This window comes from Agrobacterium cavarae, assembly GCF_004310285.1.
GTDB classification, from domain to species: domain Bacteria; phylum Pseudomonadota; class Alphaproteobacteria; order Rhizobiales; family Rhizobiaceae; genus Agrobacterium; species Agrobacterium cavarae.
Window position 1 is genome coordinate 250,633 of record NZ_SISF01000030.1, and the last position, 25,978, is coordinate 276,610.

Annotated in this window: 19 protein-coding genes and 1 pseudogene; 11 read left to right on the top strand and 9 right to left on the bottom strand. The window is 56.7% G+C overall.

The genetic code is table 11. The features are described from left to right. Positions 1-112 precede the first annotated feature (112 nt). Both repC and EYC79_RS12785 read left to right on the top strand, forming a co-directional pair. Positions 113-1,366 carry a plasmid replication protein RepC gene (gene repC / locus EYC79_RS12780; RefSeq protein WP_130978230.1) on the top strand — a complete coding sequence of 418 codons (1,254 nt, stop codon included), beginning with the start codon at positions 113-115 and terminating at the stop codon, positions 1,364-1,366. A 149-nt stretch (positions 1,367-1,515) separates the two neighbouring features. After that, positions 1,516-2,889, top strand: coding sequence for a cytochrome P450 (locus EYC79_RS12785; RefSeq protein WP_418122682.1), 1,374 nt, complete (start codon positions 1,516-1,518; stop codon positions 2,887-2,889). 69 nt (positions 2,890-2,958) lie between these two features. Here the strand turns inward: EYC79_RS12785 and EYC79_RS12790 are convergent, their stop codons facing one another. Further along, positions 2,959-3,441: a pyridoxamine 5'-phosphate oxidase family protein gene (locus EYC79_RS12790; protein ID WP_130978231.1), complete on the bottom strand. Its 483-nt coding sequence runs from the start codon at positions 3,439-3,441 to the stop codon at positions 2,959-2,961. A 120-nt stretch (positions 3,442-3,561) separates the two neighbouring features. On the opposite strand from EYC79_RS12790, the gene EYC79_RS12795 reads away from it, so the two are divergent. Continuing rightward, entirely contained in the window at positions 3,562-4,005 is a 444-nt protein-coding gene (locus EYC79_RS12795; protein ID WP_062600389.1) for a PPC domain-containing DNA-binding protein, read from the top strand. 359 nt (positions 4,006-4,364) lie between these two features. Beyond that, entirely contained in the window at positions 4,365-6,797 is a 2,433-nt protein-coding gene (locus EYC79_RS12800) for a methyl-accepting chemotaxis protein (protein ID WP_130978232.1), read from the top strand. A 672-nt stretch (positions 6,798-7,469) separates the two neighbouring features. Here the strand turns inward: EYC79_RS12800 and EYC79_RS12805 are convergent. The 5 genes and pseudogenes from EYC79_RS12805 to EYC79_RS12825 form a co-directional block, all read right to left on the bottom strand. After that, positions 7,470-8,615: pseudogene (locus EYC79_RS12805) on the bottom strand (ABC transporter ATP-binding protein); the annotation flags it as partial. A gap of 99 nt (positions 8,616-8,714) precedes the next feature. Next, positions 8,715-9,263 (bottom strand): sarcosine oxidase subunit gamma family protein, encoded by a 549-nt coding sequence (gene soxG, locus EYC79_RS12810; RefSeq protein ID WP_130978233.1) that lies wholly within the window; start codon positions 9,261-9,263, stop codon positions 8,715-8,717. Next, complete coding sequence (locus EYC79_RS12815) at positions 9,256-12,219, bottom strand: sarcosine oxidase subunit alpha (protein ID WP_130978234.1); 2,964 nt, start codon at positions 12,217-12,219, stop codon at positions 9,256-9,258. Before EYC79_RS12815 ends, soxG begins: the two co-directional genes overlap by 8 nt. After that, positions 12,216-12,491 (bottom strand): sarcosine oxidase subunit delta, encoded by a 276-nt coding sequence (locus EYC79_RS12820; RefSeq protein ID WP_113179842.1) that lies wholly within the window; start codon positions 12,489-12,491, stop codon positions 12,216-12,218. The genes EYC79_RS12815 and EYC79_RS12820 overlap by 4 nt, the downstream gene beginning before the upstream one ends. Positions 12,492-12,515: 24 nt before the next feature. Continuing rightward, positions 12,516-13,766 (bottom strand): sarcosine oxidase subunit beta family protein, encoded by a 1,251-nt coding sequence (locus tag EYC79_RS12825; RefSeq protein WP_130978235.1) that lies wholly within the window; start codon positions 13,764-13,766, stop codon positions 12,516-12,518. Positions 13,767-13,855: 89 nt separating this feature from the next. Here EYC79_RS12825 and EYC79_RS12830 point away from each other — a divergent pair, with 89 nt between their 5' ends. The 7 genes from EYC79_RS12830 to purU all read left to right on the top strand — a co-directional run bounded on the left by EYC79_RS12830 (position 13,856) and on the right by purU (position 20,980). Continuing rightward, entirely contained in the window at positions 13,856-14,830 is a 975-nt protein-coding gene (locus tag EYC79_RS12830; protein WP_130978236.1) for a GlxA family transcriptional regulator, read from the top strand. 47 nt (positions 14,831-14,877) lie between these two features. After that, entirely contained in the window at positions 14,878-15,546 is a 669-nt protein-coding gene (locus tag EYC79_RS12835; RefSeq protein ID WP_162686492.1) for a helix-turn-helix domain-containing protein, read from the top strand. A 96-nt stretch (positions 15,547-15,642) separates the two neighbouring features. Further along, positions 15,643-16,548 (top strand): class II glutamine amidotransferase, encoded by a 906-nt coding sequence (locus EYC79_RS12840; RefSeq protein ID WP_130978237.1) that lies wholly within the window; start codon positions 15,643-15,645, stop codon positions 16,546-16,548. Between the two features lie 36 nt (positions 16,549-16,584). After that, positions 16,585-17,271: a GltB/FmdC/FwdC-like GXGXG domain-containing protein gene (locus EYC79_RS12845; protein WP_062600407.1), complete on the top strand. Its 687-nt coding sequence runs from the start codon at positions 16,585-16,587 to the stop codon at positions 17,269-17,271. 15 nt (positions 17,272-17,286) lie between these two features. Then, positions 17,287-18,615 (top strand): FMN-binding glutamate synthase family protein, encoded by a 1,329-nt coding sequence (locus EYC79_RS12850; RefSeq protein WP_062600408.1) that lies wholly within the window; start codon positions 17,287-17,289, stop codon positions 18,613-18,615. Between the two features lie 88 nt (positions 18,616-18,703). After that, positions 18,704-20,011, top strand: coding sequence for a type III glutamate--ammonia ligase (gene glnT / locus EYC79_RS12855; protein WP_130978238.1), 1,308 nt, complete (start codon positions 18,704-18,706; stop codon positions 20,009-20,011). Positions 20,012-20,095: 84 nt separating this feature from the next. Beyond that, the gene (purU, locus tag EYC79_RS12860; RefSeq protein WP_130978239.1) at positions 20,096-20,980 is read left to right on the top strand and encodes a formyltetrahydrofolate deformylase; all 885 of its coding nucleotides are present in this window, start codon (positions 20,096-20,098) and stop codon (positions 20,978-20,980) included. A gap of 431 nt (positions 20,981-21,411) precedes the next feature. On the opposite strand, the gene EYC79_RS12865 is transcribed toward purU, so the two are convergent. The 3 genes from EYC79_RS12865 to EYC79_RS12875 all read right to left on the bottom strand — a co-directional run bounded on the left by EYC79_RS12865 (position 21,412) and on the right by EYC79_RS12875 (position 25,932). Then, positions 21,412-22,536, bottom strand: a complete 1,125-nt coding sequence (locus EYC79_RS12865; RefSeq protein WP_130978240.1) for a siderophore-interacting protein — start codon at positions 22,534-22,536, stop codon at positions 21,412-21,414. Positions 22,537-22,657: 121 nt separating this feature from the next. Beyond that, a complete protein-coding gene (locus EYC79_RS12870) occupies positions 22,658-23,632 on the bottom strand; it encodes an ABC transporter substrate-binding protein (RefSeq protein ID WP_245495274.1) in 975 nt (324 codons plus the stop codon). Positions 23,633-23,787: 155 nt separating this feature from the next. Further along, the gene (locus EYC79_RS12875; RefSeq protein ID WP_130978241.1) at positions 23,788-25,932 is read right to left on the bottom strand and encodes a TonB-dependent siderophore receptor; all 2,145 of its coding nucleotides are present in this window, start codon (positions 25,930-25,932) and stop codon (positions 23,788-23,790) included. Positions 25,933-25,978 lie beyond the last annotated feature (46 nt).

Here is a 25,978-nt window from a genome sequence, read left to right on the forward strand (position 1 = left end):
TCTTTGATTTAAGCACCCGAAGAATCTCATTTCCGCGAATCATAGTCAAGAGTCTTGGCATCGAATTCTTTTCGGTGAGCGATTTTCTTTTGCCTTTTTGAAGGTGAAAGACATGAATAGCGATACTGTAACGACGCCCTTTGGGCGGCGAGGGGTTAGTTATGCCCAACTCGCACATCAATTTGCGTCTCAACGCATCAATACGGAACATTCCATCGACAAGTGGAAACTCTTCCGTCGCATCTGTGAAGCAAGAACCGTCCTAGGCGTTTCGGACCGGTCTCTGGCCGTTCTCAACGCACTTCTCAGCTTCTATCCGAAAACGGAACTGTCCGACGAACATGGTTTGGTGGTCTTCCCATCCAACGACCAACTGTCACTGCGGGCCCATGGAATGTCAGAGCAGACATTGCGCCGGCATCTTGCAGCACTCGTCGACGCTGGTCTCATTCTGCGCAAGGATAGTCCAAACGGAAAACGCTATGCCAGAAAGAACCGCGCGGGCAGTATCAGCGATGCTTTCGGATTCTCGCTCGCACCTCTCATAGCACGCTCCGACGAGATCGAAGCCATTGCGGGCATGCTGGCCGAGGAGCGCCTTCAGCTCCAGCGCATGCGTGAAAAGATCAGCCTGTGCCGGCGTGACATTGTCAAACTCATCGAACTTCTTGCCGACTGCACCGACCAAGAACGACTGGATGTCTTTCACGCACGTCAAATCGTCATCACTGCGAAGATGGATCGCAAGACAAAGGCACCGCAGCTCAACCTAATTCTCGATGAACTGAGCGAAATCCGGGCTGATATTGCTAAGCTTTTGGAAAAACAGCTAGAAATCGAAAAAATAAGCGCCAATGCCTATCAAAATGAGCGGCTTATACAGAGTTCAGAATCCGAATCCTATTTTGAAGATGGCAGCCCTGTGGAAAACGCGGACGCTCCGGACGCGGAAACTGTGGAGGCATATCCATTGGCGATCAACGCAAACCAATCCTCGAAAAGCGAGGGAACCCTCAGAGAAGAGAAATATGATCTCCAGACGGTGCTACGAGCATGCCCTGAGATCGCGCTTTACGGCCCCAATGGCACTGTGAGGAGTTGGATGGACCTCAAAACTGCAGCCAATGTGGTGAAAACCATGCTCTCTATCAGTCAATCGGCTTATGATGAAGCAGAGAGACAGGTAGGCCCACAAGCCACCAGTGCAATCATAGCGTGTATTCTAGAGAGATCTGGACAGATCAATTCCGCCGGTGGCTATCTACGAAGCCTGATCAAAAAGAGGCATAGCAACAGCTTCAGTGTGAAACCGATGCTAATGGCGCTTCTTCGTTCGAAAATGTCAGCTAACCTGGCTCCAGCATGACTTCGTTGCTGAAAACACCTCCTATGCCGCATATTCGGCCTGCTGAACCAAAAGGGCGAAGACAACGACCGAGATCAAAACCAGTACCGTAGACACACCATCCCTTCGCAATCTGCATTGGGCTTCCCATATCAGAAACAAGAAGAGCAATGACACGGAGCAGCCCATTGAACGACCAGAGCGTATCACTGAAGCCCATGGGACCTGTAACGGAAGCGTCGACGGCCAGAGCGCTGCTGGCGCTTATCCGCAACCCACTCGAAGCATTGCCACCGGCAGTCTTCACCGAACCGCTGGTGTTTTCAAAAGTCGCCGGGCGGGTCAGCATCTACATCTGCGACCCAACGCTGATCCATGAGGCGCTTGTGAAGAATGCGGATGTGTTGGGAAAGGGCGATCAGGTTCGTCGTGCACTTGGCCCCGCGCTTGGGTCAGGACTATTGACGGCCGACGGGGCACACTGGAAATGGCAACGCCAGTCAGTCGCCAGCGCGTTTCGCCCATCTTCGTTGACGGCACTTCAACCTGCCATGCTCGACGCTGCAAGACAAACGCGCGACCGATTGTTGGGCCACCAAGGTGAAACGGTCGATGTCGGCCACGAGATGATGAAGACGACCTTCGATATCATTGTCGAAACGATGATGTCCGGTGGTCATGGCATTGATGTTGAACGGGTTGAACGCAGCATCACCGACTATCTTCGCCCTAGCGGCTGGACCTTTGCACTTGGTGTCGTCGGTGCACCGGACTGGACTCCCTATCCGGGAAGACAGCGGGCCATGAGGGCGGTGGAATTTTTGCGCTCGAGCCTGATGAGCGTCTTGGAAGAGCGCCGGCGCAACCCGTCAGATCGTCAGGATCTCGTGTCCATGCTGATCTCCGCGAGCGATCCCGAAACCGGGCGTATGATGACCGATGTCGAGATCATCGATAATCTCATGACCTTCATCACGGCCGGCCATGAAACGACAGCTCTTGGTCTCGCCTGGACCTTCGATCTTCTGGCGCGGAATCCCGAATGCGAGGCCCGGCTGTTGGCGGAAATCGAAGAGGTCACGCGAGGCGGGGAGGTGAGGCCGGAGCACATCGGGGAGTTTAATTACACGAGGCAGGTGTTTTCCGAAGCAATGCGGCTTTATCCACCAGCGCCGATCATTACGCGAACGGCGCTAAAGGACTTCAAGCTTGGAGATTATCTTGTGCCGGAAGGCACCGTCATGTTCGTTCCGATCTATGCCGTCCATCACCACGCCGCGATCTGGAATGAACCGGAGAAATTCGATCCCGACAGGTTCCTGACTGACGCGACGAAGGCCCGGCACCGTTATGCCTATATGCCTTTTGGGGCAGGCCCGCGCGTGTGCATCGGCAACGCTTTCGCCGTGATGGAAGCCGTCGCGGTTTTGGCTGTTATCTTGCAGAAGCTGCGATTGAGAACAGACGGCATCACGCCCGAGCCGCTGATGAAGGTAACGCTGAGACCGAAAACCAGCCTGAAGATGAAGGTTGCATCAGCGTGATACTGGGCTGAGAGCCATGTGCAGGCTTGCAAGAAAATGGCCAGCGGATCGTCGCTGGCCATAATGGTTTCACATATCGACTTTGGCGTTTTCGCCCATATCTGGACGAGTGTTGCTGACGGCTGCGGCGGCCATCTTGATGTAGCTAATGACGGTGCCGGGGCTGTCCCAGTACTCAGCGGAGGAAGGCATGACTTTCAGGACACGAATGGACGGGTCTTCTGCACTGTCCCACCAGGCTTTCGCCGGCGTCGACCACAAGTCTCGGATCCGCTCAAGGTCGTTTTGAACCTCAGCGGTACCGGAAATCGAAACGTATTTCTGTCCCTTCGAGTCGGCGAAGGCGAGGCAGACATTTGGGTGTCGGGCGATCTCCTCATCCTTGTGACTAGCAACATCGGTGAGGAAGTAAAAAGCATTCTCCAATCGCTCTGCATGCGCTGCCATGGGACGTGCGCGAAGATCGGAACCGGTCTGCGTTGTCAGCATGCAAAAGCCTATCTTTTCAGCCAGATCCCAAACCTTGGTGGTGTCGTCTTCGATATGTGCCATCTGGCCCTCCTCTGATCGATCCCCCTTCAACGAGCTTCGCTATGACATCGTTCCTCTCAAGGAACTTCGAACGCACATGGCCATTTTTCCTTCAGGTCCTATCGGCAGAGAGACAATCACATGCAAAGCAAAGAACTGGGTAAAAGCGATCCATGGAGCGAACGCAACTTCGTGCTCGTCCTGGACGATGGCGAAGAGGCGTTTGGCGCCATCACCAAATTCTGCGAGGAGCAGAACATCACCGGAGCCTCACTCACCGCAATCGGTGCTTTTAAACGCGCTAAGCTCGGCTTTTTCGACTTCGCTCAGAAACGCTATATCGACATTCCGGTCGATACCCAATCGGAAGTTCTAAGCGCCATCGGGGATGTGGCCGTCGATGACGAAGGAAAGGCCAGCGTCCACATGCATGCTGTTCTCGGTTTTGCCGATGGCTCAACCAAAGGAGGGCATTTCATCAGTGGCATCGTTCATCCGACATTGGAAATCATCATCCGCGAAAGTGCTGTCGCTTTGCGTCGACGCAAACGGCCTGATCTGGGGATCGCGCTTCTCGATGTGTGAGGGGGGTGCTTCGGATCGCGTGCCCCGGCGATGTCTCGTCTAGCGCTTGTTCAAAGCTCAATATAAGAAATCATTAAATAAACCTTGGCGTTTAACCACCGTTGTGAATCATCTAATGATTTCAGATAGACAATGTCTTCTAAAAAGAAGCGCAGATGCCGATATAACAATTATCAAATTTTTATAAAATACTTTCCCTGTAAAAGACGCAATTGTGAGACGAACAGACGATCATTTTAGCAATGTAATGATTTTTATATTGAATTTCTATTTATGGAATTCACCGTTGATATTCGACGTTAACCATTCATCAGACGTTTCGCTGGGAATTTATCTCGAATTCAACGAGAGGAAATCCTATGCAGTTCCGTTCCCTGAAAAGTAAAATAGCAGTCTTATCCGCCTTCAGTGTTCTCGCGGCCGTCGGTGGACTGTTGACCTACAGCCTTATAGCAACGCAGAACAGTCAAGCGGTGGTCGCAGAGAGCGTGTCGGAGTTGACGCGCGACTTGACGAAGGAAAGCCTGCAGCGCCTTGCCACAGCACAGGCTAGTAAGATCCAGGGGTCGCTCAACGAAGCTTTCGATGCCGCCCGTAACATGGCGCGTAGTTTCGAAGCCTTGACGAACGGCGATGCATCTATTCCCCCAGAGACGCGCAGAGGTCGCCTCAATCAGATCCTGCTGAATGTGCTGAAGGACAATCCAGCGTTCAACGGCACCTATAGTGCATGGGAACCGGGTGCTCTGGATGGGATGGACGAGCGTTTCAAGGACAATCGCAAGGCTGGCTCAGACGCGACGGGCCGTTTTCTGCCCTACTGGACGCGAAACGCCGCGGGTCAGATCGATATCCAGCCTCTGGTGGAATATGACAGCCGGGATCTACATCCCAATGGCGTCACGAAAGGGGGCTGGTATCTCGGTCCCCAGAGCGGTGGGGGCGAGAGCATTCTCGATCCATTGCCCTATGTCGTTCAAGGCAAGAATGTCTATCTTGCCACCATGTCGGTGCCGATGACGGTCAACGGCCGCTTCGCGGGCGTAGCCGGCGCAGATTTTGACCTGTCTTTCGTTCAGGAACTGGCACAGTCCGTAAAAGCCGGAATCTACAGTGGCCGGGCCGTCGTGGAAATTATCAGCCACAAGGGCCTGATCGTCGCCTCCAGCCGCAATCCTGACCTCATCGGTCAACTATTTGACCGCAACGATCCTGAACTTCGCGCCGTCCTTCAAAAAATCCAGGCCGGTGAAGCCAATGTCTATAACGACGAAAAGGAACTGCGCGCCATCGCGCCGATCATGATCGGACGGACAAAAACGCCCTGGTCCGTCATGATCGAGGTTCCCGTCGAGGTGGCGCTCGCCAAAGCTGCCGACCTCGATCATACGCTTGCGCAGATAAGTACGCGTGACGGCTGGATGCTGGCGGCCGTGGGTCTTGCGGTCCTGCTCTTCGGTGTTGCCACAATGTGGTATGTGGCCCGCTCCATCGCGGCCCCGATCAGCGCCATGACATCGGCGATGAGCAGTCTTGCAAATGACAATTTCGAGGCCGTCATTCCCGGTATTGGACGACCCGACGAGATCGGAAAGATGGCCGCAGCCGTGCAGGTCTTCAAGGAAAATGGCCTGCGCGCACGCACGCTGGAAAGGGAGACTGAAAGCAATCGTCGTGAAACCGAGGAGGAGCGGCGTCGCAGTGCAGAGCGTGATGCCAAGCGGAACGACGAGATGCGTCACGCCACCGAAAATCTGGCTAAGGGTCTCAAGCGGGTTGCCGAGGGCGATCTGACTTTCAGCTTCGACGAGGCCTTCGCCGATGAATACGAAAGCTTGCGGCGAGATTTCAATGCAGCGGTGACACAGTTGAGGCAGGCGATGGTTTCCGTCGCGGCGGCCACCACCGCCATCGACGATGGATCGCGTGAACTCAGCCAGGCTGCCAACGATCTTTCCAGGAGGACGGAACAACAGGCTGCCGCGCTTGAGCAAACCGCTGCGGCTCTTGACGAGATTACGGCGAACGTCTCGAGCTCAACCAAGCGAGCGCAGGAAGCGCGTACCGTTGCGATCGATGCGAATGAGGCGGCGCGCAAATCCGGGATCGTGGTGGCAGACGCCGTGGATGCCATGAAGCGCATTGAGACGTCGTCGAGCCAGATATCCAATATCATCGGTGTGATCGACGAAATCGCCTTCCAGACCAATCTCCTGGCTCTTAACGCCGGTGTAGAGGCGGCTCGTGCCGGCGACGCAGGCAAGGGTTTCGCTGTGGTTGCGCAGGAGGTCCGGGAACTCGCCCAGCGTTCTGCGCAGGCGGCGAAAGAAATAAAAGGGCTGATCCGCAACTCATCGATGGAAGTGGAGGGCGGTGTGAGATTGGTTCAGGAAACCGGGTCCGCTTTGAAAGCGATCGAAGACTATGTGGCGACCGTCAATCACCACATGGACGCCATCGCAACCTCTGCACAGGAACAGTCCCTCGGTCTCTCAGAGGTCAATGCCGCCGTCAATCAGATGGACCAGACGACCCAGCAGAATGCCGCGATGGTGGAGGAGGCAAGCGCGTCCAGTACCTCGCTTGCCAACGAAGCAGATAAGCTGCGCCGGCTGGTCGCGCAGTTCGAGACCGGCGGAACGCTATCCCGACAGACCGCCGCAGCCCGGCCCGAGGCAGTCCGCTATGACCACAGGGCAACGCAATCGCCAGCGCGGCGTCTCCTCGCCAAAGTGGCAGGTGGTGTCGGGTTGCGCGGGGAGGCTGCCGCTGAAAGCTGGGAAGAATTCTAGGGTATGTCGCGCAAAACTGTGCCGGGGTTTTGCAACAACGACATGAGATAAAACAAAGAACCAAAGCGTAATGAGCGAATTGAAAGATCGCGACAGGCTTTAAGGGAACTAGACGACGTTCATTCTGTGCCCAGGGACGGTGTTTCGACTCGTCTCTGGGCAGCACCGTTCGATAGAGACGATTGCCTGGGAAAGGCTCTGTCGCTGCAAGATAGAATGGTGCGGTGTACGTCTCTACCGGCGGACCACCGATACTCCGGGATTTTTTATTTTTAGCGCAAATAGGCGACGTGGTTGTCCTCGAAGCTCTCGCGGTTCACAAGAGCACTAAGGCGGCATAGGCATCGAAAGAACGGGCACTTGGTTCCTGTTCCTGCTGCCTTACAGCCCCGATCTCAATCCCACTGAGATGGCTTTCTCCAAGATCACGGCCACCTGCGCGCCGCAGCCGCAAGAATGTTCAAGACCCTTTCAAATGTTCTCGGATCAATCTGCAATCTCTTCAAGAGAACCACGTGCTAAAACTATCTCAAAGCAGCGGGGCTATGCATCCGATTAAACGCATAGTGGTTTGAGTAGATACTGTGAGCTGACTGTAGCGAGCCGACCCCTTGCCGTTCAGGCGATGGGTTCGTTCGTGAATAGGTGGCAAGCGGTTCTATCGCGTGAACCTCAGCTCCAGTCTCCCGACCAAACCTGGACAACGTGCCCGGGCGAGACTTCCTGATAGGTGCGTGCAGGAGGGTTGAAATCCTTGTTGCGGATGGGGCTTTTCAGCTCGCCGATCGTCAGTTTGCGGCGCAATCGCCTGCGCGACGGGTCTGGTACGGGAACGGCCGATAGGAGCCGGCGCGTATAGGGGTGTTGCGGGTTGGAAAAGACCGCTTCGCGAGGTCCGGTTTCTACAATTTCTCCCAGATACATGACTGCCACGCGGTGGCTGATGCGTTCTACCACGGCCATGTCATGGGAAATGAAGAGAAAGCCGAGCTTCAGTCTTTCCTGCAAATCGAGCATCAGGTTCACGACCTGCGCCTTAACAGAAACATCGAGTGCCGAAACCGCTTCGTCGGCAATGATGAGCCCGGGCTCAAGTGCCAGGGCTCTGGCAATGCAGATACGCTGGCGCTGCCCACCGGAGAATTCATGCGGGTAGCGGCTTCCCATATCCGCCGAAAGCCCGACTTCACCAAGCAAATCGCGTGCAAGCTTGCGCGCATTCCTCGGTGTTTCCAGTCCGTGGATGAGAAGGGGTTCCGCAATTGCATTCTCAACCGTTAGCCGCGGATTGAGGCTCGCAAACGGGTCCTGAAAAATCATCTGCACCTGGCGGGACAGATCGGCACGGCGAAAGGATTTAACCTCGTTGCCATTGATCCGGATCGAGCCGGAATGCGGGCTGTTCAATCCGGCGAGCAGGCGTCCCGTCGTCGATTTTCCACAACCCGACTCTCCAACGATGGCAAGTGTTTCCCCTCGTGCCAAAGAAAAGCTGACATTTTCCACGGCGTGAACACGCGCCTGCACCATGCGGGTATAGGGAGAGCGTATTTCGAAGCGACCGGACAGCTTCTCGACTTCAAGCAGCGGGGGACCCGATGTATCGACCGTATCTGCCCGACTTGGGACCGGCAGAGCAAGACCTGTCTCCATATCGATGATGGGGAAGGGTCGCGGCCCGCCTTCACCGGCGGAGCCCAACTGCGGCACGGCCGACAACAGGGCTCGGGTGTAGGGGCGCTTGGGCGCAGCGAAGACATCGGACGTCGCGCCCGCCTCGATCTGATCGCCGCGATACAAGACCAATCCAGTATTGGCTTTAAAGAACTTCCCATAGTGTGCAGCGCTCTTGCGATGCCGACAGGCTGGCGAATCTCGAAGACTGCGACGGGCATTAGTCGCAGCGCCGTGAATGGATCAGGCGAATTCCGCGCTCATTCTAAAGAGATCTTCCCATAGGCTTTCGGCAAAGCCACGCAGCATGATGATCTCGAAGGCGCTCTCTTCCAAACGGGTCAGGTGGGCGGTGATGTGGCCGATCAGTGTCGTGACAGAACTGCCCACAGGGAAGGCCGTAAGAGAAAGATCGACCGCCGTCCCCTTGGCCAGAAGGCGTTCGACCATCTTGCCTTCGATACGGATGCGAACCCGACCCTGACTTTGGTCCACACCCGTCGCCTGCGGCTCTAGCGCGTCGAGCAGAGCCTTCAACTCGCCGTGAGACAGACCTTCATCGCTGACGATAAACCATTGCCCCGGCGATACAGTGCGAACATTACCCTTGCCCATTGCGTGCAGGCGATCTTCCACCGCAGGCGCGGATGGTTCTGCCAATACGTGGATGATGGTGCCTTCTTGCAAGGCGGACAGGGTAATCATGTTGGAGACGAAAGCTCTCTTCGCGCCAAGCACGGGGCGTAATGTCGGCTGAAAGCCGGATTTGAAATCAAGCTTTTGATCAGGCATGGAGCTTCTCGTTCTTGGGATCGAGGAAAACCGGATCGCACAGGCGCGCGGCGGTGTATTCGTTGCGAATGCCATTCCACACGATGACCTCCTCGCCATGCCTATGTGACCCCCTCTTCACGAGGGCAAGGCCGATGGTCGATCCGAGATGGGGAGAGAAAGCGCTGGAGGTGACGTAACCCTGATCGTTCTCCAGTGTCGCAGCGGCGTCCTTCGCCAGAATATGGGAGCCGGTGCGGAAGCTATGGTTTTTATCGATCGGGACAACGCCGACCAGATTTGGCCGGTCGCTGGCTGACAGCCCTTCGCGCTGCAGCATCGCCTTGCCGATGAAATCCACCTTGGTGGCGGACACCATCTTGCCGAAGCCGAGATCGGCCGGCACGACCGTGCCGTTGATCTCATTATGGGTGACGTGACCCTTTTCAACGCGCAGGACGCTCAGCGCCTCGACGCCATAGGGCATGATACCCTCCGGCTTGCCTGCCTCCATCAGCGCATCCGCAACGCTCTCGCCATAGCCTGCGGGAACGGCAAGCTCATAGGCGAGCTCGCCCGAGAAGGAGATGCGGAACAGGCGCCCTTGCAACTGGCCGCCGAACAGCGAGACCTCTTTCGCGGCAAGGAAGGCAAAGGCGTCATTCGAAAGGTCGTCATCGACGATCTTCTCAAGAATGGTTCTCGATTTGGGTCCGGCAATCGCCATCTGCGCCCATTGATCGGTGACGGAGGCTAGGCGCACATCGAGATCCGGCCACAGCGCCTGGGCGCAGAATTCCAGATGGTTCATCACGCCTGCGGCATAGGCCGTGGTCGTCGTCATGAAGTAGCGGTTTTCGTCCAGCCTGCTGGTTGTGCCGTCATCATAGATCATCCCATCCTCGCGCAGCATCAGGCCGTAACGCGCCTTGCCGACGGCAAGCTTGAGGAAGCCATTGCAATAGACCCGGTTGAGGAATTCCGCGGCATCGCGCCCGCAAACCTCGATCTTGCCGAGCATGGAAACGTCGCAGAGCCCTGCATTCTTTCGCACATTAAGAACTTCGCGATCGACGCTTTCGCGCCAACCGTTTTCGCCCTTGCGAGGAAACCAGGATGAGCGATACCAGAGCCCGGTTTCGACAAACACCGCGCCATTCTTCTCGGCCCATCCATGCAGCGGCGACTTGCGCACCGGCTGGAAATGGTGGCCGTGATAGCCACCGGTCAGCGTGCCGAAGGAAACCGGCGTATAGAAAGGTCGGAAGGTGGTGGTGCCGACCTCTGCCGGAGACACGCCACGCGCCTCAGCCAAAAGACCAATGGCATTGACGTTGGAAAGTTTGCCCTGGTCCGTTGCCATGCCATTGGTCGTATAGCGCTTGGCAAGCTCCACATGGGCATAGCCTTCGGCCACCGCCAGGCCGAGATCCTTGCGATGCACATCGTTCTGGTAATCGACGAAAGCCTTGGCTTTCACGCCAGGAATGGACCAGAGCGGCTTTGCCGCGGCTGCAACGACATCGTGTTCGACCGGTCCGAAGGACGGCGCGCTCGCGGCAAAGCCGAGGGCTTGTGCAAACTCCGCACCCTTGTTTGCACCGTCTTCAAGGCATGCGGCGAGGCCATGCGTGGCAGAGACCGCACCGGCGAGATCCAGCCCTTCGAGACAGCCGGGCGCGAGGAAGGCCGCCTCTTCGTCCGACCATACGGGTTTTCCGCCCCGGTGGCAGGCGAGGTGAATGACTGGGCTGAACCCGCCAGACATAGCAAGCGCATCGACATCCAGATGCTCGGTGTTGCCGTTTCTGTAGACTTCGACGCCGGTGAGCGCCTTGCTGCCCCGGGTGTTGGCAACGACGCCGCCTTTGATGACGCGCGCCTTTCCGCCATAGGAGAGATTTCCCTCATTGCGGCTATCGATAATGGCGACGAGCGATACACCTTTCGCTTCCAGGTCACGCGCCAGCGCATAGCCGCTGTCATTGGTGGTGAAAATCGCCGTCGCTTTGCCTGGGCTGACGGCATAGCGGTTGAGATAGCTGCGCATTGCGCCCGCCATCATCACGCCTGGAACATCATTGCCGCCGAAAACCAGGGGCCGTTCTTCCGCACCGGTCGCCAGAAGCGCACGTTTCGCCACGATGCGCCACAACCGTTCCACAGGCACATGAGGCTTGGGAGCGGCTAGATGTTTCTGCACGCGCTCCACCGCGCCGAACACATTGCCATCATACCAGCCGAATGCGGTTGTTCTGGTGAGGACGGTGACACTCGGCAGGGATTCGAGCTCGGCAATACAGGTTGCGGCAAAATCCGGTGCGCTGGCGCCGCCAATGGTCGCTGTTTCTGAAAGCAGCCCGCCGCCCGCGACGGGATGTTCGTCAACAAGGATGACGCGCGCGCCAGCGCGTCCGGCGGTGAGAGCCGCTGCAAGTCCGGCAGCACCGGCGCCGATTACCAGCAGATCGCAATGCGCCCAGCATTTGTCATAGGCGTCGGGGTCTGCTTCATAGCTTGCTTTGCCGAGGCCTGCTGCGCGGCGGATGAAGGGCTCGTAGAGCTTTTCCCAGAAGGCGGCGGGCCACATAAAGGTCTTGTAGTAAAAGCCCGCGCTAAGAAAGGGCGAGATCAGGCCGGTCATCGCGCCGATGTCGAAGTCGAGAGACGGCCAGCGGTTCTGGCTTCGCGCCTCCAAACCGGCATAAAGCTCCTGCATTGTGGCGCGGGTATTGGGCTCGGTTCTGCCGCCGTTGCCGATCGTCATCAGGGCGTTCGGTTCTGCCGCACCCGCGGTCAGGATGCCGCGGGGACGATGGTATTTGAAGCTGCGGCCGACGAGTTGCTGACCATTGGCAAGCAGGGCAGAGGCGAGGCTGTCGCCTTGGAAACCCTGCATCGTCTTGCCATCGAAGGTAAAGGAGAGCAGCTTGGCACGGTCGATCAGACCGCCAGTGGGCAGTCGGTATGAGGTCATGCGCTTTTCACCTTTGTCTTGTCGGCTGCGTCTTCGCAGGCGCTGATCTCGTGCGTTGCCGTATTGCGGGTCACCACAAGCCACCGGCGGCAGCCTGCCGTGTGGTGCCAATATTCCTCATAATCGCCACGCGGATTGTCGCGCAGATAGACATAGTCAAACCATGCCTCCGCACTGGCGTCCGGTGCGGGTCGCTGAAGAACGGCACCCTTGATGGTGAACTCTTCCTTTGGTCTTGGCCCGCAATGCGGGCAGGGCACGAGACTTGCCATTTCGAACGTCCTTGATCCGCTTTGTCAGTGAAGATTGGGCTGGGCGCCCTGGCCCTTTTCGTCAATAAGATAGCCGCGTTGAAAGCGATCCAGGCGGAACGCGGTGGCGGTTTCCTGCGGCGCTTCGCGCGCCAGAAGATGAGCAAAGCAGAAGCCTGAGGCAGGCGTTGCCTTGAAGCCGCCGTAGCACCAGCCGGCATTCAGATAGAGATTGTCGATGGACGTGCGGTCTATGATCGGCGACCCATCCATCGACATATCCATGATGCCGCCCCAGGAACGAAGCACGCGGACCCGGGAAAGCGCCGGGATCATTGCCTTGCCGGCTTCCGCGACATGTTCGACGGTCGCGAGATTGCCGCGCTGTGCGTAGGAGTTATAGCCATCGATATCGCCGCCGAAGACGAGACCGCCCTTGTCGGATTGTGAGACGTAGAAATGTCCGGCACCAAAGGTGACGACGCCATCGATGAAGGGCTTCAGTCCTTCCGAAACGAAAGCTTGCAGCACGTGGCTTTCGATCGGTAGCCGAAGCCCGGCCATAGCAGCGACCTGGGAGGAATTGCCGGCCGCTGCGAGCGCCAGCTTGCCGCAGCCGATAAAGCCGCGGCTCGTTTCGACGCCGACCACCTTGCCTTTGTCGCGGCGAATGCCTGTCACTTCGCAGCCCTGGATGATGTCGACGCCGCGTTGATCGGCCCCGCGGGCATAGCCCCAGGCAACCGCATCGTGACGTACTGTGCCGCCGCGCCGCTGTAACAACCCGCCCTGAATGGGAAAGCGCGCATTGTCGAAATCGAGAAACGGCAGCATGGACTTGACGGCAGCCCGATCCAGCAATTCGGCATCGACGCCATGCAGCCGCATGGCATTCCCGCGTCTGGTATAGGCGTCACGCTGCGCATCGGAATGGTAGAGATTGAGAACGCCGCGTTGGGAAACCATGGCGTTGAAGTTGAAATCCTGTTCCAGACCTTCCCACAGCTTCATCGAGAGTTCGTAGAATGGATTGTTGCCCGGCAGCAGGTAGTTGGATCGAATGATCGTGGTATTGCGCCCGACATTGCCGGAGCCGATATAATTCTTTTCCAGCACCGCCACATTGGTGATGCCGAATTCCTTGGCAAGATAATAGGCGGTCGCCAACCCATGTCCGCCGCCGCCCACGATGATGATGTCGTAATGGGGTTTGGGGGCGGGGTCCCGCCAGGCAGGCTTCCATGCCTTGTTGCCACGAAGGCCGTTCATCAAAATGGAGAGGGCGGAATAGCGCATGGCAATACCTCGACGGATGTCCGACCAGAGTAATCGTGCAATCCGTCACACGATTGCATAAACAGGACGTTTCAATATAAGAATGGGACATGTCACATCCCGATCAAAAAAATGTCCAGCGTATCGGCTTCGTTCTCATCCCGAACTTTGCATTGATGTCCTACGCCTCTGCAGCCGAGCCATTGCGCGCAGCCAATCTGATTGCCGGCACGGATATCTATGACGCCGTCCCCCTATCCTTCGATGGCGAGGCGGTGAGAAGTTCGTCTGGCATCATTGTGGAGTGTCAGCCGCTGATAAGCTTTGGCGAAGGGTGCAGCACGATTTTTGTCTGTGCAGGTGGCACGCCGCAGGATTGGGCTTTATCGGAGGGTTCACTTGCGCTTTTGCGCCGTCTTGCACGGCAGGGTGTCAGGATCGGCGGCATTTCCAGCGGCGCCTATGTTCTGGCGGCGTCAGGCTTGCTCGATCATCGCGACTTCACCATTCACTGGGAACATGCGCCCGTGCTGCGAGAAGCCTTCAACCATCTGGCGCCGCGGCAGGCGCGCTTCGTGTTCGATGGCGACCGGATCACCTGTGCGGGCGGGGTTGCACCGCTCGATATGATGCATGCAATGATTTCACAGCGCATGGGCGCCCATTTTGCAAGGCGCGTCAGCGATTGGTACCTGCATACAGCGGTGGCCGAACCGGGCGCGCCGCAGCGTGGCTCGATCGCCGAACGCTATGGCACCCATCATCCCGCCTTGCTCACCGTACTGGAGAAGATGGAGGCGACGATTGAGAACCCGCTCGATCGCAACACCATGGCGAAACTTGCCAGAACCAGCATACGCCATCTCGACCGGCTTTTCGCCGATCAACTTGGGGCGTCATTTCTGGAAACCTATCGTGCCATCAGGCTTGATCACGCCCGAAGGCTGCTGGAACAAAGCCCACTGTCCATAGCGGAAGTGGCCTTCGCCACCGGCTTTTCCAGCGCGGGTCATTTTTCAGGAAGCTTCAAGGCTCATTTTGGAAAGACGCCGGGCGCTGTCCGACAAAGATTTCCTGCGAATTAAAATCTTCTTCCTTTAAAGAAGAGTGACCATACCGTGCCGGAGGCTCCATGGCGAAACAATCCATCAGCATAGAAGCCGCGCAACAGGTCCTGTCGCAGGATCCGCATGCCGTTCGCGAACCGAGGGTCAACAATCTGGAGATGGCCATCGGTCACGAGGTGAGAGCCTATCGCAAGAAACTTGGCATCACCGTCACCGACCTTGCTTCCGCGACCGGCGTGTCGGTTGGCATGTTGTCGAAGATCGAGAACGGTAACATCTCGCCGTCGCTGACGACATTGCAGACGCTCTCCAAGGCGCTGGGCGTGCCGATCACTGCCTTCTTCCGAGGTTTTGAGGAGCCGCGCAGCGCCACCTTCGTCAAGGCCGGGCAAGGCGTCAATATCGACCGCAGAGGCACGCGCGCAGGCCACCAGTACAGCCTGCTAGGGCATATCGACAACAACACCAGCGGGGTGACGGTCGAACCCTATCTCATCACGCTCACGACCGATTCCGACGTTTTTCCCACCTTCCAGCACGAGGGCATGGAGTTTCTCTACATGCTGGAGGGCGAGGTCGTCTATCGCCACGGAGAGCAGCTTTTTACCATGCAGGCGGGGGATAGCCTGTTTTTCGATGCCGATGCGCCGCACGGACCAGAGGTGTTGGTGCAGCTTCCCGCACGCTACCTGTCGATCATCTCCTACCCTCAACGACGAGTCACGGGTGATTAATGTATTGCTTTAAAGGAAAAAAATATTCCTCATAGTTGACGTCTTGAAATTTCGTGTGATACGCCTTTGTTCACAAACGAACGGAGGTGCCTGTCGATGTGCGGCATTGTTGGACTATTCCTGAAAGACAAAAGCCTGGAACCGCAGTTGGGTCAGCTGCTCTCTGACATGCTGATCACCATGACCGATCGTGGACCGGACTCGGCAGGTATCGCGATCTACGGTGGCGCTGCCGCAGGACGCGCCAAGGTAACGATTCAGTCCGCCGATCCTGATGCAGACTTTACAGGACTTGCAGAGGCGCTGAAGGAAAAGGGCGTTGCGGCTGCGGTGACCGTCAAGAGCACGCACGCGGTTCTGGACATCCCGGCGGACAAGCTTGATGGCATCCGCGCCGTTCTTTCCGCTCTCCGCCCCAATGTCCGCGTCATGGGCTCCGGTGGCAGCGTCGAGATTTACAAGGAAACCGGCCTGCCGAAGGATGTGGTGGCCCGCTTTGACGTGCGCTCCATGGCTGGCACCCATGGCATCGGCCACACCCGCATGGCAACGGAATCGGCGGTGACGACGCTTGGCGCGCATCCCTTCTCCACCGGCTCGGATCAGTGCCTCGTGCATAATGGTTCGCTCTCCAACCATAACAATCTGCGCCGCGAACTGGTTCGTGAAGGGATGAGTTTCGAAACCCAGAACGACTCAGAAGTGGCTGCTGCTTACCTCACGGCAGAAATGGCCAAGGGGAAGGATCTGGGTGAGGCGCTGACCGGTGCACTCGACGATCTCGACGGCTTCTTCACCTTCGTTGTCGGCACCAAGTCCGGTTTCGGCGTCGTGCGCGATCCGATTGCCTGCAAACCCGCTGTCATGGCCGAAACCGATCAATATGTCGCTTTCGGCTCGGAGTATCGTGCCTTGGTCAATCTGCCGGGCATTGAGACCGCCCGCGTCTGGGAGCCGGAGCCGGCGACCGTCTACTTCTGGGACCACGAAAAAGCAGCCTGATGCCGTCATCGGCCTATCCGTGTGAAAGTCATATCCATGCCAGTCTTCGATCTCTCTCATACGCCGCTGCGTGACCTCAACAAGGCGCTGCACGGCCTTTCGGCGGGTGTAAACGACACCGAATTTGAAGTCGTCAATCCGCGCGGCCATCACGCCGTTGCCGTTGGCATCGACAGTCCCGTAACCGTCGATGTGCACGGTTCTGTCGGCTATTATTGCGCCGGCATGAATGATGGTGGCACCGTCACCGTTCATGGCTCTGCCGGTCCGGGTGTCGCCGAGAACATGATGTCCGGTACCGTCGTCATTGAAGGGGATGCCTCTCAATATGCGGGTGCCACCGGTCGCGGCGGGCTTCTCGTCATCAAGGGCAATGCCGCATCCCGTTGCGGGATTTCGATGAAAGGCATCGATATCGTCGTGCAGGGCAATATCGGCCATATGTCGGCCTTCATGGGCCAGTCCGGCCATCTCGTCGTCTGCGGAGATGCGGGCGATGCACTGGGCGACAGTCTTTACGAGGCAAAGCTTTTCGTGCGCGGCTCGGTCAAAAGCCTCGGCGCCGACTGCATCGAAAAAGAAATGCGGCCCGAGCATCTGGAAAAGCTGGCGGAGCTTCTCGACAAGGCCGGCATCACCGATGTCAAGCCTGGCGAGTTCAAGCGCTACGGCTCTGCCCGCACGCTCTACACCTTCAACATCGACAACGCCGATGCATATTGAGGCAGGGATTTACCGATGAGCTATCACAACCCATTCACCCCGCCGCGCAAGTCCGCAACCTTCGACGACCATACGCTGGCGGAAATCCGCCGCGCTGCGGCAACCGGCATTTACGATATTCGCGGTGCGGGCACGAAGCGCAAGGTTCCGCATTTTGACGACCTGCTGTTTCTTGGCGCTTCCATTTCGCGCTATCCGCTCGAAGGCTATCGCGAGAAATGCGATACGAGCGTCACGCTTGGAACCCGATTTGCCAAGAAGCCGATTACGCTCAAAACGCCGATCACGATTGCGGGCATGAGCTTCGGCGCGCTATCCGGGAATGCCAAGGAGGCTCTTGGCCGCGGCGCCACGATTGCCGGCACCTCCACGACGACAGGCGACGGTGGCATGACGGATGAGGAGCGCGGTCACAGCCAAACCCTGGTCTATCAGTATCTGCCCTCGCGCTACGGCATGAACCCGAAGGATCTGCGCCGTGCAGACGCCATCGAGGTGGTTGTGGGCCAGGGCGCCAAGCCTGGTGGTGGCGGCATGCTGCTCGGCCAGAAGATTTCCGACCGCGTTGCCACTATGCGTAATCTGCCGAAGGGGATCGATCAGCGCTCGGCCTGCCGCCATCCCGACTGGACCGGCCCGGATGATTTGGAAATCAAGATCCTCGAACTGCGTGAAATCACCGACTGGGAAAAGCCGATCTATATCAAGGTCGGTGGCGCGCGCCCCTATTACGACACGGCGCTTGCGGTAAAGGCCGGTGCCGATGTGGTGGTGCTGGACGGTATGCAGGGCGGCACGGCTGCAACGCAGGACGTCTTTATCGAAAATGTCGGCATGCCAACGCTTGCCTGCATTCGCCCCGCAGTCCAGGCCCTTCAGGATCTCGGCATGCATCGCAAGGTGCAATTGATCGTGTCGGGCGGGATTCGCTCCGGCGCCGATGTGGCGAAGGCTCTGGCGCTTGGCGCCGATGCGGTGGCGATTGGCACCGCGGCACTCGTGGCGCTTGGCGACAACGACCCGAAGTGGGAAGAGGAATACCAGAAGCTCGGCACCACCGCTGGCGCTTATGATGACTGGCACGAAGGCAAAGACCCGGCTGGCATCACGACCCAGGATCCGGAGCTTGCCGCGCGTCTCGACCCGGTCGCCGCCGGTCGTCGCCTTGCCAATTATTTGAAGGTGATGACGCTTGAAGCGCAGACCATCGCGCGCGCCTGCGGCAAGAACCACCTCCACAATCTGGAGCCGGAAGATCTCGTGGCGTTGACCATGGAGGCCGCAGCCATGGCGCAGGTTCCGCTGGCGGGAACGAACTGGTTCCCCGGCAAAGGTGGCTTCTGAAAAAGCATGCATTAAGGACGGGCGCGTTTGGGAGGATGCGGCCGTCTTTCTAAAATCAAGTGTCTGATACCAAAAAAAGGGGAATGACGTGACACTGGACCTCTCCGCATATGCAGCCGAAAAGGGCATCAAATATTTTATGATCAGTTACACCGATCTCTTCGGTGGGCAGCGCGCCAAGCTGGTGCCTGCCGAAGCGATCGCTGACATGCAAAAGGACGGCGCGGGCTTTGCAGGCTTTGCCACCTGGTTCGATTTGACACCCGCTCATCCTGATCTTTTTGCCGTGCCAGACGCCTCCTCGGTCATCCAGCTTCCATGGAAGAAGGATGTCGCCTGGGTCGCCGCCGATTGCGTGATGGAAGACCAGCCGGTCGAACAGGCGCCGCGTGTGGTCTTGAAGAAACTGATTGCCGAAGCCGCAAGCGAAGGCTTGCGGGTGAAGACCGGTGTCGAGCCGGAATTCTTCCTGATTTCGGCTGACGGCAGCAAAATCTCTGACGAATATGATACCGCCGAAAAGCCCTGCTACGATCAGCAGGCGGTGATGCGCCGTTACGATGTGATTGCCGAAATTTGCGACTACATGCTGGAGCTGGGTTGGAAGCCGTACCAGAACGACCATGAAGACGCGAACGGCCAGTTTGAAATGAACTGGGAATATGACGACGCGCTTCAAACGGCCGACAAGCATTCCTTTTTCAAATTCATGGTGAAATCCGTTGCAGAAAAGCATGGGCTTCGCGCCACCTTCATGCCGAAGCCCTTCAAGGGCCTGACCGGCAATGGCTGCCATGCGCATATTTCCGTGTGGGATCTGGACGGCGAGGTCAATGCCTTTGCTGACAAGGCGATGCCATTCGGCCTTTCCGCCAAGGGCAAGACCTTTCTTGGCGGTATCATGAAACATGCCTCTGCGCTGGCGGCTGTCACCAATCCGACCGTCAATTCCTACAAGCGCATCAATGCGCCGCGCACCATATCCGGCGCCACATGGGCACCCAACACGGTGACATGGACCGGCAACAACCGCACCCATATGGTGCGCGTGCCGGGGCCCGGGCGGTTCGAGCTTCGTCTGCCGGACGGTGCGGTGAACCCCTATCTGCTCCAGGCCATCATAATCGCAGCCGGCCTTTCCGGCGTTCGCGCTCAGGCCGATCCAGGTCCACATCACGATATCGACATGTATCGCGAAGGCCATACGGTCACCAATGCGCCGAAACTGCCGCTCAATCTTCTCGATGCGTTGCGCGAATATGAGAAGGATGAAGCGTTGCAGCAGGCGCTCGGCGTCGAGTTCTCCAAGGCCTATTTGAAGCTTAAGCATGGTGAGTGGGACAGCTACTGCTCGCAGTTCACCGCCTGGGAGCACCAGACCACGCTCGACGTTTGACAACGTTTCCCCGCCGCCTTGCGGCTTTTCCCGCGCTCCTTGCATAGCGCGGGTTTTTTCCATCGATGACAGAGAGGGCGCCAGATGACGACCTATGTATTGACCGTAGCTTGCAAATCCACACGCGGCATCGTCGCCGCCATTTCGGGTTATCTCGCGGACAAGGGTTGCAACATCGTTGACTCTTCGCAATTCGACGACCTCGAAACCGGCAAGTTCTTCATGCGCGTCTCCTTCATTTCGGAAGAAGGCGTGTCGCTTTCAGACATCAAGGAAGGCTTCAAGCCGGTTGCCGACCGCTTCAAGATGGAAGCCGAGATCTTCAGCGATGGCGAACGCACCAAGACGCTGCTGATGGTGTCGCGTTTCGGTCATTGTCTCAACGATCTGCTCTACCGCTGGAAGATCGGCGCGCTGCCGATCGATATCGTCGGCGTCGTCTCCAACCACTTCGATTACCAGAAGGTTGTCGTCAACCACGACATTCCTTTCCACCACATCAAGGTGACGAAGGAAAACAAGCCGAAGGCCGAAGCGCAGCTGAACGACCTGATCGAAAGCACCGGCACCGAACTCGTGGTCCTGGCACGCTATATGCAGGTTCTTTCCGACGACATGTGCCGCAAAATGTCCGGCAAGATCATCAACATTCACCACTCCTTCCTGCCAAGCTTCAAGGGCGCTAACCCTTACAAGCAGGCCTATGAGCGTGGCGTGAAGCTGATTGGCGCCACCGCCCATTACGTCACCGCCGATCTCGACGAAGGCCCGATCATCGAGCAGGACACCGTGCGCATCACCCACGCACAGTCGGCAGATGATTACGTCTCGCTTGGCCGCGATGTGGAAAGCCAGGTTCTGGCCCGTGCCATCCATGCGCATATCCACCACCGCACCTTCATCAACGGCAACCGCACCGTGGTCTTCCCGCCAAGCCCGGGGTCCTACGCGTCGGAACGGATGGGGTAAGTTGCTGCATGCGCCAAACGCCACCGCCGGAGTTCGGGCCATAGCAATGGATGCGCTACTCTGCGGATAGTTGTCTTTTCAACAACATTAGCAGCGCACGAGGTAAATGGAGAATCCAATGAAAGAGGCGCAATAGCGCTCCATGCGGTGCCGCTGCGCGCGATATAACAAGCTCACGAATAAAGAGGCTCCAGAGACTTATCGCCTCGCGGTCCGCAGCAGGCCAAGGTTATCGCGGAGCAGAGCGAGCGCTTCTTCCGGGGGCCGGTGAGAAGACACGGGCGAAAAGCCCTTCTGTAAACTGACCGGTTGAATTCTTGACATCGGAAGCAGGGAACGAAGCAGCGCATGCCATCAAAATTCTCCGGTGGATTTGGAAGCAACATAGCTACTCCACCAGACACTCGTTCTAGCCGTGGCAATCAAGCGTTTCATTCAGGCAAATATTCGCTCGATCCTCGCGCAATTATGTCTTCTTCACTCAGAGACTTATTCCAGTGAGAATAAAATATCATCCTTTCCTTGGGCAAACCGATTTCGCGCCTTAGATGACGATAAATCTTGGCGAACGTTTTATGTTCACATCCTCCCCAAAAGAATGGTTCATCTCGATTCTCGGGCCACGCAACTGATCTGACAGCGTCAGGCAACAAAGTGGTAGTTGCGGGTGCCGCATCTTGCCGGTGGAGCCATTTCATCGTCATGCCCTTGGGCTTTTGAAGCGGCAGTTCATCCTCCGCAGTCGCAATTTCAATGAACGCTATACCCGTCGCGTCATCATCCAACGTTTCTAAAATCCTTGCTATACCTGGCAGGGCTGTTTCATCGCCGGCGAGAACGTAGAACTTTGCAGGTTTGGGTCCGTTAGCGGCAGGACCAAGAATTCCAACCAGATCGCCAATCTGCGCCGCCAACGCCCAGCGCGTTGCCGGTCCGGGGTTTTCGTGCAATGCGAAATCTATGATAATCTGGCCTTTCGAAACGTCGATGCCCCTTATCGTGTAAACACGTGTGGGTACTGCCCCTTCCGGGGGCCATACGACGTGGCCGCGGTGATCCAGCCTAGGCCAGACAGGGTTGCCGATACCTCGCGGTTGGAAGATTAATCGACAGTGAAGCTGGTCGTCACGGTCGTAGCGCTCAAGGTTTTCGCCATGGAAAACGATTCTGCGGAAGGTGGGTGAAATATCGTTGATGGACACCACATGCAAAAAGCGAAGATCATCGGGAAGAGCCGGTTCGGCATAATCTCCCACCCAATCGATGTCCAATTTTTCGCGGGAGGCAATGAAGCATATCGGACCGACGAGCGCATGTTTCAGGCGGTTCAAACTGCTCGGATCATCAGCTTCGGCAGTGAGTTTGAATCCATCTTCGAAAGGCTCAAATGTAGCTTTACCAAAGGGCGATTCTAAATCCTGCAGCGTTCCACGCTTGCTCACTATCATGTCGTGACTTGCCAAAGCCTCTATAAAGGGCTCGACATAAGTGTCGATAGAGGCAAGCTTCACAGTGGCATGCGCTTGAAAGAGGCGCTTGGTGGTGGTGGAGGACATGGCGAGACCTATGCGCTGCTACAGTCCGTCTCAGGTTCATTCTGAACCAGTCAGACTTTCGATTGTTTTGGTGTCGTTTGTCTTTTCGGGATAACCGGTTTCCACTTATCCCGGGCAAACTTTAAAGCGACACCCAGAGAGGACCCTCGATCGCGAATGCTGCAAATTCCGTGTTGATCTTCGTCAGGATTGCTTCCGGCTCGAGGTCGGAGCAAAGCTCTGGATGGAGCCATTTTGCCGTGAGCACGACGAAAAGCACGTTCAGCGGAAGGTTGGAGATCAGCCCCGTCCAAATCCCGTAAACACGTTTGTTGACCGCGCTCGGCAATTGAGCAAAACCTGATCTGCTTTCGACCAGTTTCTCCAAACTTTCCCTAGCCGCCTCCCGGTCCAAACCTGGCCCAATCGCAGGCCGATTGCCGGCTGCCCAGCCGCCGCCCGAGGCGATGTACACGTCATGTGGGGTGGTCAGGACATATTCCAGCGATAGCTTCTCAAAATAGGGTGCTTTCACTCCGGGTAGAGGTTGGCCTCCCGCCAAGGCTAGCAGTTCACCCCAGACCTTTCGGCCTGCCGCCCAACAACAATCATCTGGTGTAGACTGAACTTCCAGATATGTCGTTACCCGTGGAGCCTTTGATACTCGTGTGGTAACCGACGCCAAACCATCTTCGACAACTGACAAAAAGGCCTCAGCTTTTTGCGGAACGCCTAGTATCTTGCCCCACATGCGCATGTAGGCCTTCACCAATGCTACTGGATCGGTGTTTTGACTGTCGGTCAACGCGTTGCTTGAAATATCACTGTACACGACCGGTATCTTCAGATCGTTCAATCGACTTACAATCGGATCCGCCCCGCCCTGCGGGCTCATGAAGGCGGTTGTGACCACAAGATCCGGCGCCAAACTTATCAATTGCTCAAGCGAAACGCTGTCCGGCGTCTGTTTGCCGATAACGGTTATCTGGTGACCATTCGATAATGACTTTATAAGAGCAGGACTATCGATACGATCGATGGCCGCCCAGCCCGCAACGATCGAAGCCGGATCTGGATGAAGCAGCGACATCGTGAGAAGATCATGCGCTTCAAGCAAGATGATCCTCTTCGGAGCGCCAGGGAGGCTGACCTGGCGCCCTGCCATATCCGTAACTGTTATCAACGATTGTGCCTGGGTCGGTCCCGTAAAAGAGACGACCCCGGCAGCCAAGGTGGACGTGCAAAAGCTTCTACGTGTCAAAGTCACGGAGATCACCACTTATATCTCAGTCCGGCCAGCACAGTCCGGCCATTGCCATACTGGCAGTAGTATTCCGAACTGCAGGAAGAGTAGTATTCCGTGTCCAGTAGATTGGTAACATTGAGTGTCGCCTGTAACCCTTTAAGGCTCGGGTTCTTTACGCCGAGATCATAGCGAAGAGCTGCGTCAAGTAGGGTGTAACCGCGGGCTTTGACAGTATTATCGTCATTGCTGTAGCTCGATCCGACAAACCGTATACCGCCTCCAACGCTCAAACCCTCGAGCGCGCCGGAATCGATGGTGTAATTTGCCCACAAGGACCCATAATACCGCGGTACGGCTTGGGGCCGCTTACCGACTACGAAGGGCATGCTGGATTCCGAGACTTCCGTATCGAGCAAGGAAATCGCGGCAATGAGTTCAAGATTGTTCGTGACGTTTCCTCTCGCCTCGAACTCGAGCCCACGTGAATGGATTTCACCTTGCTGTTCATTGAAGCGGGATTGCGCGTTGAAGTAAGCGACATTCTGCTGGCGAATATCGAAGGCGGAGAGCGTGAACAAAGCGTCCATACCGGCGGGCTGATACTTCACCCCAACTTCATATTGTTCGGCCTCTGTTGGTTTGAACGGAATCCCGCTTCTGTTGGTAAGGGTTGATGGTTCAAAAGATGTTGAGTAACTGGCGTAAGGTGCAACGCCATTATCAAACATGTAGAGCAAACCTGCGCGATAGGTCGTAGCACTATCAGATCTTTCGGCTGATGATCCCGCCAAGAGATTGTCGGTGTCCTGAGTGGACCAGTCATGCCGCACACCGAAAACCCCTCGCAAGCCGCCGGCTTCTATCTGGTCTTGCAAATAAATTCCCGTCTGGCGAAGCGTCTGGTTATTGTTGATGACGGGTCCAAGAGGGCCGACCGGTTGGCCGTATTGTGGATTTGTCACATCGAGAGAGTCAGCGCCCCCGAGCAAATACTCCCAGCTACTGTCTGAACGTTGAATGTCTATGCCGGCAAGAAATGTATGTTGAAGTGCGCCGGTACGGGTCTGAAATTCCATCTGGTTGTCATATGAGAACCCCCTGGCATCCTCGATGGAATGTACCGCCCATCGAGGTATCTTGCCCGATCCGTCTAGTTTGCCATTCATCTGAAGCGAGCGCATGTCCGTATCGATACCGGAATACCGGAAATTGGACCGGTATGTGATGCCTTCATCGAAGGTGTGTTCGAACTGATAGCCAAGACCATATTGTGTTCGCGCGAAGCTGTCATAGTTCGGATCACCGATATTCAAATCACGACCCAGGAAGCCGGAATAGGCTGACGGGTCGAGGAACTTGGGATAAATGGAGTTGAAGTATCCACCTTCAGGATCTCGCTGATAATAGCCGGAGATTGTCAGCGTGGTGTCCGCGTCTGGCTGCCACTTGATTGAGGGTGCAACGCCGAGACGTTTTTCGTCAACGTCGTCATAGCGCGTGCCAGAAGACCTCCCGATGATGCCAATTCCATACTGGACGTTTCCGTCAGAGGTTACCGGACCGGTGGAGTAGAGCCCACTTTGAACTCTTCCATCCGTACCCACTTCCAGCCTGACTTCATGGGATGGTATGTCCGAAGGCTGGCGGCTGACCTGATTCACAAGTCCACCAGGGCTTACCTGACCGTATAAGAGCGCTGACGGTCCTTTCAAGACATCCACACGATCAAGCAAGAAGGGATCGATTGAAGGTGTAGCGAAAGCTTGGCCTCGCTGAAGCTTGAGCCCGTCAAGATAATTCACGTAGTTGGTTGCCGTCCCAAACGCGCCAAAGCCACGTAGAAAAACCGAGTCGTAGCGGGAGTTCGAATCCCGGTCGGCCAGAACGCCGGCTGTGTAGCGAAGTGCTTCGCTGACCGTCTGTGGACTTTGATCATCTAGCTGCTTGCGCGTAATCGTTGAAATTGACTGTGGCGTTTCGATAATCGGTGTGGAAGTTTTGGTGGCAGAACGTGCAGTCTTCACATTGATAGTGTTGGAACTGCCATCGGTATCCGTGCCATGGATTATGATCGGCTTAAGTTGTGTTGCCGTTTCCTGTGCGGATGCAGAACCGACGGACACGAAAGAGGACAGCAAAAAAATATGCGTTAAGGAGTTCCTGTGCTTCACAAACAATCCCCTGAAAGAAGCCGGCAGACAATGGGGATTTCAATAA